The following is a 14,321-nucleotide window of genomic DNA, read 5'->3' as shown; positions in this document are numbered from 1 at the left end:
GATTTTACTTTTTTAGGGCCGATAGCAATTCGTCCAATTGCTGAAAATCCACCGTCATACCTTCTTTGAATCCCATTGCTATTTCTTTTTCAAGGTCAGCGAGCGTATCATACGTTAGCAGAATGTCCACTTGTACTTTATCACCTTTGGAGGTAAAGCTGTTCTTCCATAGATTTTGTGGAAACTCAGGATTTATCGTGCCATTTTCATCGCAAAAACCGCCGTGCATTGTAAAAGAACTATCCTTCTTGATGGCAAGAAAGTCGGCTTTGCTCCAGTGCTTTTCGCCTTCCGGGCTTACCATCGCGTAGAGCCAAAAGCCACCTTCACGAAAATCCATCGTCTTGGTTTCGGCTCTCCACGGTTGCGGTCCCCACCATTGGTCGAGTAGTTCAGATGTTGTCCACGCCTTCCAAACCAATTCAAGATTCGCTGCAAATTCACGCGTAATGTGGATGGTTTTGTTTTCTTTGTTGACAATGAAGTCAAATGCTAATGTCGGGTTCATTTTATTTAGTTTTTAATGTTAACAATAAGCTTTATTCTCCCTATGTACGGAAAAGTCAAACAAGGGATTGGTACTCATGGATTCTGTTTTTTGATGGTTGTCAATAAATTATCCAGTTGATTAAATTTCGTTTCCCAAATTTTGCGGAATTGATCTAACCAACGATCTATTTCTTTCATTTTGTCAATTTTTAATTGATAATAGATTTCCCTGCCTTTGTATTCCTGTTTTATCAGTTCACATTCTGTCAAAATACGCAAATGTTTGGATACAGCTTGCCGGGTCATATCAAAGTGTTCGGCGATGGCGTTGGGTGTCATTGCCTGGATTGCGATTAAAGTGATAATCCCCCGCCTCGTCGGGTCTGCAATCGCCTGAAAAACATCTCGTCTCATGTCCGTTCATCTGAGTTTAAGAAACCAATTGATTGCAAATATATATGCAACTTTTCGGTTTCGCAAATTTTTTATTTCTTTTAGTCATCGTATTGTATTTTTAACATATCTTAACAATTCCGCTGTAACAATCCGAAGCTTTCATGCGTTATATAGTCAGTTAGTAAAATTTGTCTTTTCATAATTTAGGTTTATAATTGGTTAGTTTGAAAGCCCCGATTCTCCCCGTTTCGGGGCTTTATTTTATCGGCGTTTGTCTTGTGCTTTTTGTAGTTTCGCTAATCATAACATAAAAAAACACAATGAAGGCATTTAAACTCATCGGACTAAAATTAAACGGAAAAACAAAAAACGAAAACGAGCAATCAGGGAAAGATTGCGGCGAATTGTGGCAGAAATTTGAAGTCGACAAAATTTCCGAACGGATTCCAAATAAAATATCGGACGCTGTTTATGCCGTATATTACGATTATGAAAGTGATGAAAACGGGTTGTTTTCCTACTTCATCGGCTGTCCGGTAGCAGACAATACCAAAGTCCCGGACAATTTAGACGAACTTTTTATACCCGAACAAGTATACCATAAGGAAACAGCCAAAGGTCAGATGACAGGCTGTATTACCGACACCTGGAGAAGAATCTGGCGTTCAAACCTCAACCGGAAATTTGGATTTGACTTTGAGGTTTACGATGAAAGAAGCTACGACTGGGAAAATGCTGAAATAGATATCTATCTTTCTGTAAATGATTAGATCTGTAACGATCCACGCCTTCAATGGTGGGAAGCGCTAGCGTTGGACTTGATCCATTTAGTTCCACCTACCTCATGATGTCGGTGTCCACAGGGGTATATCCCAGATGCCTACTTAGTGATAAAATCTGACCTTTATGGTGGTACTCGTGAGTAATCACATGACTAAATAATTTGATAGGTTCTTCAGACCTTTTCGCACCATTTAGTTCAAATTCTATTTCACCTTCCGCGTCATTCATACGATGCATAAATTCGTCCATAAACAGATCAACATAATCGAATAGGGAGACCACATCCCGAATACTTTTATGCGCCTCGTATTCCGCAAAATCGACCTCTCTGCTTAGAGCAGCTTTTGCAATCCAGAATTCATAGGTGTTAGCAATGTGTACAAGCAAATTTCGTATACTTCCACCGCGACCAAAAGAAGGTGATTCCCTACGGAAATCCTCAACTGAAATTGTTCTACAATAATCAAAAAGAATTTTTCGGGATTCCTGAACGTATGCGTACTGCTTTCTTATATACATGCTTGATACTTGTTGCTTAAATACCTCGTTGAGTTTAAGGTCAATGCAGCTAAACCGGCGATGTTTGTGACATTTCCAATTTTGAGCATTAGCCAATAATCCCTATCTTCGTCTCAGGTTTAGGTTGATAGCCCCTAACCCCATTGGGGCGGATTCCCGTTATCTTTCAGGTAACGGGTTTCTTTTTTGCTGCCTCTTCCTTCGGGAACCGGTAAATCCCCGTACATCACCGCTCTCCCACGTCACAGCCGCCTTGTTTCGCCCGTATGCGTTTGCATTCCTCAGAATCGCAGGCTCGCGAGCTCGATGGATCGCTCCGCCCACACTACCACCGCCCAGCAACGAGGTATTTGCTACGTTTACAACAGCGTCTATCCAAAGTTGTGTGGTATCATCTCTTAGCGATATCCTTTTCATGAGGATAATCGGTTGCTTTTAATGACGTACCTTTTTAACACGTCGGGATTAATAGTATATTTGTATCAAATAAGGGAATACGTTTAATGGTTATAACTTAGTAAGACGACGCCAGGCGCATTAAACTATTCGTATGTACGAGGCCTTTTTTAACTATCTGAATAAATTTAGTTCCGAATCCATTTCAGAAGACGAAGATGAGTTAATCAGACGAGCCTTCACACCCGCTAAGTTAAGAAAAAGGCAGTATTTTTTGCAAGCAGGAGACCAATCCAAGAATTTTGCGTTTATAGTAAAGGGAGCAATGCGTCAATATTCCGTGGACGACAGGGGCGTCGAACATACCGTGAGGTTAGGTGTTGAGGGCTGGTGGATGGGAGATCGTGAAAGCTGGGTTATGCTTTCTCCAAGCCAGTATCACATCGACGCCTTGGAAAACACCGAAATGCTTTTAATCAACAGGGCTAATGCCTTGGAACTCATTAGGAGGGTGCCCGCATTCTGTGAAATGACACGTCAGCTCGACGAGAGAAATAACATTGCCAATCAACGCCGGCTAACTTCATCTATAAGTGCAACGGCGGAAAAACGTTATACGGATTTTATCGCTTGTTATCCCGAGCTAGCAGAACGTTTTCCACAGCATATCATTGCGTCGTACCTTGGTATCACAAAGGACACGTTAAGCCGCATTAAACGTCGACTCTTACAAAAATAACATCGTTAACAAAATAGACTTTTGTCTACTGTTTTTTTCGACCTATATCATCTTTTTCTTTGTATGCGGTTGCTGACCTTTGTGTTTTCAGTTTAAAGCAAAAGACTTTTTTTAAGTCTCCGAACTATTTTGAAAGGAGTAAGTCATGGAAACAATAACATATAAAAACGGGGAGATCACCATCCTATGGAAACCGAAAGCCTGTATTCATTCAGGAGTTTGTGTAAGAACATTGCCGGATGTTTACGATCCCAAGGCCCGCCCCTGGATACGCATAGAGAATGCGACCACGCAGGAATTGATTGATCAGGTCGCCAAATGTCCGTCCGGGGCACTGAGTATTATGAAGGATAACCAAAATAACGGAGTGATCGAATGATGGAAATAGGCATAGACAGTTTCGCTTCAGCAATGTACGGCAGCAATGAGCTGAGCAGCGAAATGGCCATGGAGCAGCTGCTGGATAGAATAGTTAGGGCAGATGAAGCCGGACTGGATGTTTTTGGCATCGGCGAGCACCACAAAAAGGAGTTTCTGGACTCGGTTCCTGCAGTGATATTGGCGGCTGCAGCTGCCCGTACCAAAACGATCCGGCTCATGAGTGCGGTTACTGTATTAAGCACTTCGGACCCTGTGCGGGTGTTTCAACAATTTGCGACACTTGATATCATTTCCAAAGGACGTGCTGAAATTGTGGCCGGCCGGGGTTCAGCGACGGAGGCGTTTCCCTTGTTTGGATATAACCTGAATGATTATGACGCCTTGTTTAAGGAAAAACTAAAGTTGCTGGTGCAGATTCGGGACGAGGAATTTGTGACTTGGTCAGGCCGGTTCAGACCAGAATTAAAAAACCAGCCGGTATACCCGCGCCCTTTGCAGGAAAAGTTACCTGTCTGGGTTGGTGTGGGCGGGACACCTGAATCCTTTGTGCGCGCCGGTATGCTGGGGCTTCCGCTAATGGTGGCGGTCATCGGGGGCGACACGGGGCGCTTTCGGCCGCTGATCGACCTTTATAGAAGATCCGGGGAAGAGGCCGGCTTTGGACCGGATCAACTAAAGGTAGGTCTTCATTCTCCTGGTTATGTCGGTGCGACCAATCGATCCGCTGCCGCAGATTATTATCCCGGTTTTGTGGCGTCTTGGACCAAAATAGGAGGAGAGCGCGGTTGGCCACCAGTTACCAAAGCGCAGTTTGATGCGATGGCCGCACCGAAAGGCGCCCTGGTTATTGGCTGTCCGGAAACGGTCGCAGAAAAGCTATTAAGGCATAGCAAGGCCCTCGGAGGTGTCGATCGTTTTACATTTCAAATGGATATTGCGAGCCTTACGCACCGGCAGCTGATGGAATCGATCGAGCTCATCGGGTCTGAGGTGATACCGCTGATCCGGAGGAATGGCTGATGGCGTCCCATAATCACACGGAGCAATCTTGTTAATAGTTTGAAGAAATCTTAAATTTGAAAGCAGGTTACAAATCACTGCTTTACAAAAACACAGCACGACACGACTATGGGTCTTTCCTCTCCAGCGCAACATATTTTCAACCAAATTAACAATAAAGGCACCAAGCTCGGCGATTTGCGGAACCTTGCCAAAGATATCGGAAAAGACCACCGATTAGCTATGGAACTCTGGGCAACGGGGGCTTATTTTGCGAGGCAGTTGGCGATCCTGATTATGGACAAAAAGCTCCTCTCGCAAGAAATTATCGATAATTTGGATAGGGATATTCAGCAGCATGTGCCGGAGGAACAAACCCAACTGATCGATTGGCTTATGGCCAACCAACTCGTTAAAGATAAGAAGACTGTTGCGTTGATGGAATCCTGGGTAGATAGTTCTTCGTCATTGCAAAGACGGATTTTTTGGTATTATCAAGCTCGACTACGTTGGGTAGGGCAGACTCCTCCTGCCAATAGTGATTACCTACTTTCGCTAATTGAAAAGCGAATCGCATCGGAGAAACCCGAAGTTCAATGGGCGATGAATTTTACTGCAGCTCAAATTGGGATTTTCCAGGAAGAATTTCGTTCCAGATGTATCGCTCTTGGAGAACGAACAGGCCTTTACAAGGATGAAATAGTGGCAAAAAATTGTACACCCAACTATTTGCCAGAGTTAATCGCTATACAAGTTGCTAAGTTGAGGAAATAGCATTGAGTTACCCCTTTCGGTGGGAGACAGTCTTCACCGCTGTCTCTTCCGCCCCCATAGCTTGTCTCCTTTTCCCAGCGTAATTGCCAGGTAGCGGTGTTATCTTTGTACAAACGACGATTAAAACAACACAGCATGGGAAAAATAATTGCAGGAATTAACATAACGCTTGATGGGGTTTGCGACCACAGGTACGGGATTGCAGATGACGAATTGCATCGGCATTACAGTGAACTGCTCAGCAGTGCTGGCACCGTTCTATACGGAAGGATAACCTACCAGCTGATGGAATATTGGCCACCCATCGTTAAAAATCCCACCGGTAACCATGCAATTGACGAATTCGCCGTGATTATGGACAGTATTCCCAAAATTGTTTTTTCCCGGACGCTAAAAAAAGTGGATTGGGAAAGTGCAAGAATCGCAACGCGGAGTTTCGAAGAGGAAGTTTTGGCACTTAAACAACAATCGGATAAAGACATTTTGATAGGCAGCCCGAGTTTAATTGTAACCGCTACGGAACTTAATTTAGTTGACCAATATCAACTCTGTATACATCCTATTATCGCCGGAAAAGGTTTGCCATTATTTAAAAACATAAGCGATATGAAGTTTCTGAAGCTTATAGAGACCAAAGTGTTTGGCTCCGGCGCCATAGTGCTTTATTACGAGCCAACAAAAAGCGCTACCCGATCAGAACATGAAGGATAAATTACGTACCTCGTGCACCGCGGCATTAATCCTCTTTTATTGCCTTGATGGGGTTGCTGCTAGCCGCGATGAAACTACGGACGAAAACGGTTGTTCCCGCGATAATGAGGGTGGCCAGCAATCCTACCATAAAGTGTAGGGGAGTAATTTTAATCTGATAGGCAAATTCCTGCAACCAGCTATTCATTGAATACCAGGCAACGGGTACAGATATGGCAAAGGCTACGAAGATCAATATGACAAAATCCTTTAAGAATAGCATCACAATATTTTGTACCGTTGCACCCAAAACTTTACGTACACCGATTTCTTTGACGCGCTGAACCGCCATTAACGATACCAGTCCAAGTAGACCTACACAACTGATGATAATAGCGACGGCTGTAAAAACCTTAAACGTATTATAAAGTGTTTGCTCCTGTTCATACAATCGGGCAACCTTGTTATCGAGAAATTCATAGTTAAATAACGATTCAGGATTGAGGGCTGACCATTCCTTGCCAATGGACGCGATGGTCTGTTTTATATTATTGGATTGAAGTTTCACGCTTGCCTGATGAAATCTCTCCGGATTGTAATGCAGAAAGCAGGCCCTGATTTTTTTATGCTTGGATTCACTTTGGAAGTCGGCCACTACACCCTGAATTTCCGCCCTGCGGTTACCTACCGTCACTTGTTCTCCTAGGGCATCTGCCGGATTGCCTATGCCCAAACGCGCTATAAACGTTTTATTCACAACGATTTTTAAGGTGCTGTCTGAAATTGCGCTCTTGGCGATGGGCAAACCAGCCAACATCTTAATTTTAAACATCGGTAGATAATTTTCATCCACTACTTTGGCTTCCGTTACATCCACTTCGTTCATGCCCAGATGGGGGGCAGAAAATGGCATATAGTTGATGTTATAAGCCGGTGCAACCGAAGCAAAGCTGAAGTCTTTAACCCCCGGTTGCGTTGAAAGCAGCTGGCGTAGCCCCTCGGGATTTTTTCCTATATTAAATGTTATAATCGATTCTTTATCAAAACCGAGGTCCCGGTTAAGGAAGAAATCCATCTGGTTGGCAACAATAAAAGTACTTATAATAAGTAATTGAGTTACCACGAACTGAATGCCGATCAATCCTTTTTTTAAGGCCGTGTTTCCTTTGGCAGCCGTTGAAAACGACGACTTTAAAATTCGTATTTGGTTGAAGCGCGCCTGTATCATTGCGGGATACAGCCCCGATATCAAGATCGCAAATAGCGAAATAACAAGAAGACCTATCAATACATCAACCTGTAGCAGCTGGGTAGGGGAAATGCGCGTGCCAAAGAATAGTTCTGTATAGGGAATAAATAAGAGCAGACCGCCCAGTGCCAAGACCAACGCAATGATTACCTGCAAGGCTATTTCCGAAAGCGCACTGTTAATAATTTGAATCGACTTGGCCCCGATCACTTTTCGGATACTGACATCTTTAGAGCGCTTGATTGCAAATGCGGTAGCCATGTTCACAAAATTTATACAGGCTATCACCAAGATAAACAAGCCAACGACCGCCAAACCGTAGATGCTCTTTTTTGAGCGGGGCATACTGGTTTGGTTGAGGTATCGTTGGTCGTAGTGAATTTCGGTTAGCGGCTGCAATAGTAGTTTGCCTTCTTTTTCAACCGCATCACCCCAATGCTTTTTAATAAACGAAGGAAACTTTTGCTCAATGTTGCGTGCAGATATATTATCAGGCAGGGTGACGTAGAGGTAACCGCCCTGTATCGACCAATAATTTGTTGTTTGATCGTGGAATGTCGCCCAGGAGACTAACGATTTACAGGTTAGATGGGTATTGCTGGGAAGATCCTTGATAAGGCCGGTTACTTTCAGCTCCCAATCATTATCCATACGGATGGTCTGTCCCATGGGATCCTGGTCTCCGAAATACTGTTTTGCCGTACTTTCGGTAAGCACAATCATATTCGGGGCCTCCAATGCGGAGTTAGGATCGCCCGCCAACCACTCTAAATCAAATATCTTTGCAAATTCGTTATCTGCCGCTCCGATGTCTTTTAGTATGTAACGCTCGTGATTTATTTCGATCATGCTTTCCTGCCAATAATAATATTGTGAAACATGTTCCAATTCCGGAAAATCATTTCTAAGCGCCGGAGCAACGGCAAATGAAACACTGGGATTATAATCTAACCCAAGCGATGTAACCCGATACGTTTTATGTGCGTGTTTATGATAACGATCGTAACTAAGTTCGTTCCTAACAATGAGAAAGATTAATATGCAGGAGGCGAGTCCCAAGGCTAAGCCGAAAATATTAATTGCTGCGTAAGATTTATAGCGGGCTATCGATCGTATCGCCATGCGAAAATAATGCTTGAACATATCCTGTTAATTAGATAGATAAACAAGGCTCAAATAATAAACCAATTATACAAACGGGTCAATAAGGCTGTTCAAGGCCTGTTTTACTTTAAAGCAGTGTTCGAATACGAACAACTGTTGTCCGTTTTTGAACATGACAAATGCGCACTCATAAGATCTTTATCTGATGCCGCCATTCGGGAAATTACATCTTAAGTCCCGCAACATTCTGGAATCTTCGCTGTTTCTCAGGGGTGAATACGAAAAACAGGACGAGGGTTTTCGGGAGGAACTGGCCGCGTTTATAGATAACCGGTAGGTGATGCGTTACCAAACTCAATACCCGTACCGCTTCCCGATTAAATGGTTCGGATTCCGATTGTTCAAAATGGATCGAATCCGGCCGTCCCTGTTCGTCCGTTTCTACCCATAGCACCACTTTCATATCTTTCTTGATGGGCGGGAGAGCCGACCAGTTGATGAGCGAGTCAATCGCGGAAATCAGATTACGACCATCCCACATAGTCCCTGCTGGGGTATTCTAGGACAAAGAATTGTCAAAATATTTCTCGTCTACCTTGCGCCCTTCGACAAATACGAATTCCCACTCATGCTCGTAGATCGCGGAAAACCCCGAATGTTCGTAAAAGATCAATTCACCGCTATAGGCGGTCACCGTATCTGAAAACCAATCGGCATACATGCGATCATCCTGCACTTTTCCCGGAAATAACGTATTCAAGTCTGTCTTAGCGCCCCGGTTGCAGTTGTAAATATTGGTCAGGTACAGCCGGTTGTCTATCACCTCCCAATACGCAATGTATCCGCGCCAGCACGCGGTGTTTATTTCCAGAACGGAATCAGGGAAAAATGGTTTTTGCCAATGGTTTCGTGCTTTCCATTGTTCGAGTGGCAATGCATGCAGGAGCAACGTGTCCTCACCAATCACCAAACGATCCGGAGTCTGTTCGGTGGCGTAACCGGGAAATGAGGCGGTGATCATGCCTAGCATGAATGATAAACCGCCGATAACCGCCGCCCGGATCATCCGCCGAAAAGCGAGCGGACCCCCGCAGTGAACGATGCCGGATGCACAATGGCAAAATAAGCCATTTTAAGCAACCCGGGAATGACTTCCAATGCAGGGACAAGCACCAGCACCAGTAAGTAGGCAATCTTTTTTTGCGGGGGAAAGCGTACGGCGCGTATTGCGGTGATTTGTCGCCATGCTGGCCCGAGGTGCTGTCGGTAATGCCACAATAGCAATCCGACCTAGCAGATGTATGCCATGAGCCGAAAAAAAAGGCCAGTTTGAATGCGTAGGGCATGATCGTCAGGTCGATGATCAAGATGTTGGCGACGATCGGGACAAGCATCAACGCACCGATGACCATCGTACGATTAAAGAGCAGCAGTAGCGAAGCGACAATCTGGGAAATACCGATAAAGATTTTGAAGGGCTGGTGATCGAACAGGTACCACGCGATTTTGAATAGACTGAGTTCCTGGATGGGCGTGGCCAACTCTTGCACCGTCAGATTCCGAATTGGCTGCCAAGTAACTTGGAGGTGCCATACGAAAGGAAGATTAAGGCCAGTAGGATCCGGATGGATAATACCACAAGGTCTTGTGCGGATGATGTTGTAGCTTTTGATGTCATGGCGTATGTACAATGCTTCTGTCTTGCTAGTTGGATGCGAATTATTCCTGAATTCCATAACATGCATCGATCTCCCTGCCGGCTAACTGAGAATCACAGCGATCAAAATAGGTTCAGATTTTTAAATCAATTGAAATCGTGTTTCTGAAAGTCGAAAGGTGCGATTTCGGCTAAGAAAAAAGAGCCATGCAGGCAAACAGATCGAGCCATACAGGCAAATTGCCGATTGCTTTTTGCCACATCTTTGTATCATGAAAACAATTGTTATGACAGGCGCAACATCCGGTATTGGCAAGGAGGCCGTTCAGTGGCTTGCGCAACAGCCCGGTACAAGAATTATCGTCGGTGCGCGCGGACGCGGACGCATTGTACCGGAAGGGACAGAAGTCTTTCCGTTGGACCTCACGTCGCTGGAAAGCGTCCGATCCTTTGCGGCCAGCGTGAAAAAGCAGCTCGGAGACACCACGATTGACGTGCTGGTGCTCAACGCAGCGGTACAAGCAAAAGACAACCAACAGCAGAGTGCAGACGGTTTTGAATTGATGTTTGCCGTCAATCACCTGTCACATTACCTGCTTGCAAGATTGCTCTGGCCCCACATGACCGCTAGTGGCGTCATCGTCTTCACCACCAGCGACACGCATGACCCTGCACTCATTCCGTTCGCGCCCAAGACGCTAGACCCACACAGGCTCGCCAATCCTCAAAAGAAGGAGTGGGGTATGCGTGCGTATGCCGCATCCAAGCTATGCAACTTGTTGACAGCCAGTTCTTTTGCGGCAGTCAGCAAGCGCGAAGGGAGAGATATTAGCGTTATCGCATACAACCCCGGTCTAACCGGAGGCACCTCGCTGACCGGCAAGCCATCCCGGTTCATGCGAATATTGCTGCCCTTGGTGCTCCGCCCGCTGTCCCGCGTGGTGAGCCTGTTCAAACCTCCGTTTTTTGTCGGTACGCCGGAATGCGCCGGTAGTATATTAGCAGACCTAGCGTCTGGAAAAATCCGGTTGCCTGAGGGGCGGGTGTATGCTTCATTGGTTAGAGGAAAGGTTACATTTCCCAACCCTTCCCAGCTCGCCCAGCGCGACGAGGTAAGGGATTTGCTATGGCGAGCGAGTGCCAAGATGGCCGGGTTGTCCGAAAAATAATATCGCGTATCTTTATCCTGATGAAGTATTCTGCTGAAATAGTGCCGGGCCGCATGGTCTATTCGTTCAATACAGAAAAAGAGCGAATACGAGACGGTCTCATCCCCGAAAGCCTGCTGGTACTGCAGATTTCCGGACAGTTGATGCTTGAAACCTCCGGTGAGAAAATGCTAACCCAGGCCGGAGACATGCTGCTCATTCGGAAAAATCAGTTGGCCAAAGCCACCAAAATACCAGGTGAAGACGGCGCGTACCAAACGATACTGTTCGTGCTGAACGGCGATACGTTGAGAAAATATGCGCTGAAGCATCAGGTGGAAGCCACGCATAAATACAAGGGGGCACCCAATATATTTATACCCCAGAATGATTTCCTGAGAGGCTTCTTCAAATCGCTCATACCCTACGCCAATAACCCGAAAGCACCCGCCGCGTGCCGGTTAGGTAGGCTGAAAATCCGAGAGGCCGTGGAGCTCCTACTGGATACGCTGCCGGAACTGAAGCACTTTCTGTTTGATTTTTCCGAACCGTATAAAATTGATCTGGAAAGCTTCATGTGGCAGCATTTTCAATTTAATGTTCCACTGGAGAAATTCGCACGGCTGACAGGGAGAAGCCTTGCCAGCTTTAAACGCGACTTTCATAAAGCGTTCGGCGTGCCCCCGAGGCAGTGGCTGCAGGAAAAGCGTTTGGAGGAAGCCCGCCGTCAACTTGAACAACCGGGGAAGAAGCCTTCCGAGATCTACATGAACCTGGGCTTTGAAAGCCTGCATCACTTTTCGAATGCATTTAAACGTCGGTTCGGAGTGCCCCCAAGGAAGTATAACAGGTGCGCTATTACACGTCAAACGTAAGCAGGGGAAATAAAGCCCGCCTGTTGATAGGTGGCGGACCAATGTTCAAAACAATCCGAGTAAACGAGCGATACTGGGGACCTCCGGCCGACGGAGACGAACCGTTCAACACCTCAAAGCCTATGTTAGGAGTATAGTATACCGAAACAAGTCCTTATCATCCGATTGTCTTTTTAACATATCTTAACAATTCGGCTGTAACAATCCAGGGCTTTCATGCGTTATATATGCAGTTAGTAAATTTGTCTTTTCATAATTTAGGTTTATAATTGGTTAGTTTGAAAGCCCCGATTCTCCCCGTTTCGGGGCTTTGTTTTGATAGATTTTAAAAGCAGACAATTGGAGTTCGGCAAACAAACATTGATGCCAAACGTATCTACGGCGTTGGAGAAGTCGTACACTACTTTTCTTTGATAATTTTACGGTGAAGCAATCCCCATTTTAATAACTGTTCGGCCATGGGGACAAAAGACTTGCCGTATTCGGTAACGATGTATTCCACGGTTACCGGTTTAGTGTCGTGTACTACACGATGAGTTTCCACTTCCCTCCCCAAATCTCAATATTGTCCCTTATTGCAAGCATCGCATCGTTGCATTGTTCAGGCGATACAATTTGATTCACACAATGGGTAGAGTATCCAAAAATTCGAGACCGCGGCAACATTGATTCATGGTTGGACGAGGTGCGAAAAGCATTTATGATTTAGAAAATTTTCTATCAATTTACCAGTGCTATTTCTATTCGAACCTAAAAAAAACACGATTGACCATGCTCAGCCGATTGGGCTATTTTTGTTTTCGAAAAAACATCTACTATCTATATGAGTTATCTGCTATTCCTGCCAGTATTTATTGATCCTAGAACAACTAGTTAACTTGCTATGAAAAAAAAAATACTTGCGTGTCGAGATCTTTCTGTTACGATCAACACCATGAAACCGGTTATTATTCGATGGGAGGCTTATATAAACGTTCTAAGCGGAATTTATGCAACGCTTTTTTCCGAAAGTTTGACAAAGTCCGTTCATCAATATGACAGAAAGCGGTTTTCCAGAGGCAACCAAGGAGAGTAACATAAAGACGGTCATCGTATTTTATTTCCTAGTCAAAAGGTAGCGGACTGTATGTACGGAAGGACAAAGTTGAAAGGTTCTTAAAATAATATTAACGGTGGAGCTAGAGGTAGAAAGCAATAGCTCCTAAACGTTTGGGCAAAGTTAAACGACCATTTAAAATCTAACGCGATTAATCGATTTTCTTATACACAGCTAACTATGATGTCTAAATTAAACACTGTTATTATTGCTGATAATTATGGTATCATGAGGAGAGGCTTGATTGATATCATCCGCGAAAATTGGGGGCATGTCAATATTTTGGAAGCGAAGACGTTTGACCAGGCCTTGCTTTATCTAAAGAAACCAGTGGACTTGCTTATTCTCGACATTAATATGCCAGGATGCAATAGAGTTACGATGCTTGATATGTTAAAAATACAGTCCACAACCAAAATTAAAATCCTAATGTTTTCGTCTGATGACGGAAAGATATTTGCACTCCGATACATGCAGGCAGGGGCGAACGGTTATTTAAATAAAAATTCAGACGAACCGGAAGTCATACTTGCCATACAGACAGTGATGGATGGGCGAAGGTATGTATGCAAGCAGATGAAAGATTATATGCTTAACTCCTTTTTAGCGAATCGTGAACAAAGCACGAATCCGCTGTATCTGTTGTCTGCCCGCGAAATGGAGGTTGCCCATCATCTTTCACAGGGTAAGGGGGTTCTCGAGATTTCGGTGATGTTGAACTTAAAAATGGGAACCATAAGTACGTACAAAGTTCGCACATTTGAAAAGCTTGGTGTAAGAAGCACAGTCGAACTGGCTGAGAAATTGAAGCTTTATGCTGTATTTTAAATGGGGCAAGCCGACAAAATATGGGCATGGTACCTTCCCATATATCAGTTTTGGACTGTCTTTGTATATTGTAACAAATTTGTTGTTGTTAGATACAAATTTTTTTTATATTGTTAGTCATTAATCTGGTTTTCAAATAAATGTGAGTTAAATTTTAAGAATTGACCCGATGTATATAACCAGCGATACGAGTTTGTC

Annotated in this window: 18 protein-coding genes; 9 read left to right on the top strand and 9 right to left on the bottom strand. The window is 44.5% G+C overall.

The window, feature by feature from the left end:
• Positions 1–4 precede the first annotated feature (4 nt).
• Positions 5–508 (bottom strand): SRPBCC domain-containing protein, encoded by a 504-nt coding sequence (locus tag ACFQRK_RS16455; RefSeq protein WP_379008678.1) that lies wholly within the window; start codon positions 506–508, stop codon positions 5–7.
• Between the two features lie 74 nt (positions 509–582).
• Positions 583–903 carry an ArsR/SmtB family transcription factor gene (locus tag ACFQRK_RS16450; protein ID WP_379008676.1) on the bottom strand — a complete coding sequence of 107 codons (321 nt, stop codon included), beginning with the start codon at positions 901–903 and terminating at the stop codon, positions 583–585.
• Positions 904–1,205: 302 nt separating this feature from the next.
• Here ACFQRK_RS16450 and ACFQRK_RS16445 point away from each other — a divergent pair, with 302 nt between their 5' ends.
• Positions 1,206–1,655 carry a GyrI-like domain-containing protein gene (locus ACFQRK_RS16445; RefSeq protein ID WP_379008675.1) on the top strand — a complete coding sequence of 150 codons (450 nt, stop codon included), beginning with the start codon at positions 1,206–1,208 and terminating at the stop codon, positions 1,653–1,655.
• 67 nt (positions 1,656–1,722) lie between these two features.
• Here the strand turns inward: ACFQRK_RS16445 and ACFQRK_RS16440 are convergent, their stop codons facing one another.
• On the bottom strand, positions 1,723–2,187 hold the full coding sequence (locus ACFQRK_RS16440; RefSeq protein ID WP_379008673.1) for a DinB family protein: 465 nt from the start codon (positions 2,185–2,187) through the stop codon (positions 1,723–1,725).
• A 159-nt stretch (positions 2,188–2,346) separates the two neighbouring features.
• Positions 2,347–2,604, bottom strand: coding sequence for a macro domain-containing protein (locus ACFQRK_RS16435; RefSeq protein WP_379008671.1), 258 nt, complete (start codon positions 2,602–2,604; stop codon positions 2,347–2,349).
• Positions 2,605–2,737: 133 nt separating this feature from the next.
• On the opposite strand from ACFQRK_RS16435, the gene ACFQRK_RS16430 reads away from it, so the two are divergent.
• The 5 genes from ACFQRK_RS16430 to ACFQRK_RS16410 all read left to right on the top strand — a co-directional run bounded on the left by ACFQRK_RS16430 (position 2,738) and on the right by ACFQRK_RS16410 (position 6,187).
• Positions 2,738–3,322, top strand: coding sequence for a Crp/Fnr family transcriptional regulator (locus ACFQRK_RS16430; RefSeq protein WP_379008669.1), 585 nt, complete (start codon positions 2,738–2,740; stop codon positions 3,320–3,322).
• Between the two features lie 145 nt (positions 3,323–3,467).
• Positions 3,468–3,701 (top strand): (4Fe-4S)-binding protein, encoded by a 234-nt coding sequence (locus ACFQRK_RS16425; protein WP_379008668.1) that lies wholly within the window; start codon positions 3,468–3,470, stop codon positions 3,699–3,701.
• The gene (locus ACFQRK_RS16420) at positions 3,698–4,723 is read left to right on the top strand and encodes an LLM class flavin-dependent oxidoreductase (protein ID WP_379008666.1); all 1,026 of its coding nucleotides are present in this window, start codon (positions 3,698–3,700) and stop codon (positions 4,721–4,723) included. Before ACFQRK_RS16425 ends, ACFQRK_RS16420 begins: the two co-directional genes overlap by 4 nt.
• A gap of 108 nt (positions 4,724–4,831) precedes the next feature.
• A complete protein-coding gene (locus ACFQRK_RS16415) occupies positions 4,832–5,476 on the top strand; it encodes a DNA alkylation repair protein (protein WP_379008665.1) in 645 nt (214 codons plus the stop codon).
• Between the two features lie 135 nt (positions 5,477–5,611).
• A complete protein-coding gene (locus tag ACFQRK_RS16410; protein ID WP_379008663.1) occupies positions 5,612–6,187 on the top strand; it encodes a dihydrofolate reductase family protein in 576 nt (191 codons plus the stop codon).
• A gap of 25 nt (positions 6,188–6,212) precedes the next feature.
• Here ACFQRK_RS16410 and ACFQRK_RS16405 read toward each other — a convergent pair whose 3' ends face one another.
• The 4 genes from ACFQRK_RS16405 to ACFQRK_RS16390 all read right to left on the bottom strand — a co-directional run bounded on the left by ACFQRK_RS16405 (position 6,213) and on the right by ACFQRK_RS16390 (position 10,255).
• Positions 6,213–8,558 carry an ABC transporter permease gene (locus ACFQRK_RS16405; RefSeq protein ID WP_379008661.1) on the bottom strand — a complete coding sequence of 782 codons (2,346 nt, stop codon included), beginning with the start codon at positions 8,556–8,558 and terminating at the stop codon, positions 6,213–6,215.
• A gap of 184 nt (positions 8,559–8,742) precedes the next feature.
• Complete coding sequence (locus ACFQRK_RS16400) at positions 8,743–9,060, bottom strand: hypothetical protein (protein ID WP_379008660.1); 318 nt, start codon at positions 9,058–9,060, stop codon at positions 8,743–8,745.
• 18 nt (positions 9,061–9,078) lie between these two features.
• The gene (locus tag ACFQRK_RS16395; RefSeq protein WP_379008658.1) at positions 9,079–9,540 is read right to left on the bottom strand and encodes a hypothetical protein; all 462 of its coding nucleotides are present in this window, start codon (positions 9,538–9,540) and stop codon (positions 9,079–9,081) included.
• Complete coding sequence (locus ACFQRK_RS16390; protein WP_379008657.1) at positions 9,476–10,255, bottom strand: hypothetical protein; 780 nt, start codon at positions 10,253–10,255, stop codon at positions 9,476–9,478. Before ACFQRK_RS16390 ends, ACFQRK_RS16395 begins: the two co-directional genes overlap by 65 nt.
• A 193-nt stretch (positions 10,256–10,448) precedes the next feature.
• Between ACFQRK_RS16390 and ACFQRK_RS16385 the strand changes: the two genes are divergently transcribed.
• Complete coding sequence (locus ACFQRK_RS16385; RefSeq protein WP_379008655.1) at positions 10,449–11,345, top strand: SDR family NAD(P)-dependent oxidoreductase; 897 nt, start codon at positions 10,449–10,451, stop codon at positions 11,343–11,345.
• A 20-nt stretch (positions 11,346–11,365) separates the two neighbouring features.
• Positions 11,366–12,199, top strand: a complete 834-nt coding sequence (locus tag ACFQRK_RS16380; protein WP_379008653.1) for a helix-turn-helix domain-containing protein — start codon at positions 11,366–11,368, stop codon at positions 12,197–12,199.
• A 400-nt stretch (positions 12,200–12,599) separates the two neighbouring features.
• Here the strand turns inward: ACFQRK_RS16380 and ACFQRK_RS16375 are convergent, their stop codons facing one another.
• Positions 12,600–12,743: a winged helix-turn-helix transcriptional regulator gene (locus ACFQRK_RS16375; protein WP_379008651.1), complete on the bottom strand. Its 144-nt coding sequence runs from the start codon at positions 12,741–12,743 to the stop codon at positions 12,600–12,602.
• Between the two features lie 732 nt (positions 12,744–13,475).
• Between ACFQRK_RS16375 and ACFQRK_RS16370 the strand changes: the two genes are divergently transcribed.
• Complete coding sequence (locus ACFQRK_RS16370) at positions 13,476–14,123, top strand: response regulator (RefSeq protein WP_379008649.1); 648 nt, start codon at positions 13,476–13,478, stop codon at positions 14,121–14,123.
• The last annotated feature ends 198 nt before the right edge of the window (positions 14,124–14,321 follow it).

Source organism: Parapedobacter sp. GCM10030251 (assembly GCF_042666505.1).
Taxonomy (GTDB): domain Bacteria; phylum Bacteroidota; class Bacteroidia; order Sphingobacteriales; family Sphingobacteriaceae; genus Parapedobacter.
Note: the sequence above shows the minus strand (reverse complement) of the source record. Positions and strands in the feature narration are given on the sequence as shown.

Coding starts and splice junctions, on each gene's coding strand:
- ACFQRK_RS16455 (WP_379008678.1), bottom strand. CDS start 508: ATGAACCCGACATTAGCATTTGACTTCATTGTCAACAAAGAAAACAAA.
- ACFQRK_RS16450 (WP_379008676.1), bottom strand. CDS start 903: ATGAGACGAGATGTTTTTCAGGCGATTGCAGACCCGACGAGGCGGGGG.
- ACFQRK_RS16445 (WP_379008675.1), top strand. CDS start 1,206: ATGAAGGCATTTAAACTCATCGGACTAAAATTAAACGGAAAAACAAAA.
- ACFQRK_RS16440 (WP_379008673.1), bottom strand. CDS start 2,187: ATGTATATAAGAAAGCAGTACGCATACGTTCAGGAATCCCGAAAAATT.
- ACFQRK_RS16435 (WP_379008671.1), bottom strand. CDS start 2,604: ATGAAAAGGATATCGCTAAGAGATGATACCACACAACTTTGGATAGAC.
- ACFQRK_RS16430 (WP_379008669.1), top strand. CDS start 2,738: ATGTACGAGGCCTTTTTTAACTATCTGAATAAATTTAGTTCCGAATCC.
- ACFQRK_RS16425 (WP_379008668.1), top strand. CDS start 3,468: ATGGAAACAATAACATATAAAAACGGGGAGATCACCATCCTATGGAAA.
- ACFQRK_RS16420 (WP_379008666.1), top strand. CDS start 3,698: ATGATGGAAATAGGCATAGACAGTTTCGCTTCAGCAATGTACGGCAGC.
- ACFQRK_RS16415 (WP_379008665.1), top strand. CDS start 4,832: ATGGGTCTTTCCTCTCCAGCGCAACATATTTTCAACCAAATTAACAAT.
- ACFQRK_RS16410 (WP_379008663.1), top strand. CDS start 5,612: ATGGGAAAAATAATTGCAGGAATTAACATAACGCTTGATGGGGTTTGC.
- ACFQRK_RS16405 (WP_379008661.1), bottom strand. CDS start 8,558: ATGTTCAAGCATTATTTTCGCATGGCGATACGATCGATAGCCCGCTAT.
- ACFQRK_RS16400 (WP_379008660.1), bottom strand. CDS start 9,060: ATGTGGGATGGTCGTAATCTGATTTCCGCGATTGACTCGCTCATCAAC.
- ACFQRK_RS16395 (WP_379008658.1), bottom strand. CDS start 9,540: ATGATCACCGCCTCATTTCCCGGTTACGCCACCGAACAGACTCCGGAT.
- ACFQRK_RS16390 (WP_379008657.1), bottom strand. CDS start 10,255: ATGGAATTCAGGAATAATTCGCATCCAACTAGCAAGACAGAAGCATTG.
- ACFQRK_RS16385 (WP_379008655.1), top strand. CDS start 10,449: ATGAAAACAATTGTTATGACAGGCGCAACATCCGGTATTGGCAAGGAG.
- ACFQRK_RS16380 (WP_379008653.1), top strand. CDS start 11,366: ATGAAGTATTCTGCTGAAATAGTGCCGGGCCGCATGGTCTATTCGTTC.
- ACFQRK_RS16370 (WP_379008649.1), top strand. CDS start 13,476: ATGATGTCTAAATTAAACACTGTTATTATTGCTGATAATTATGGTATC.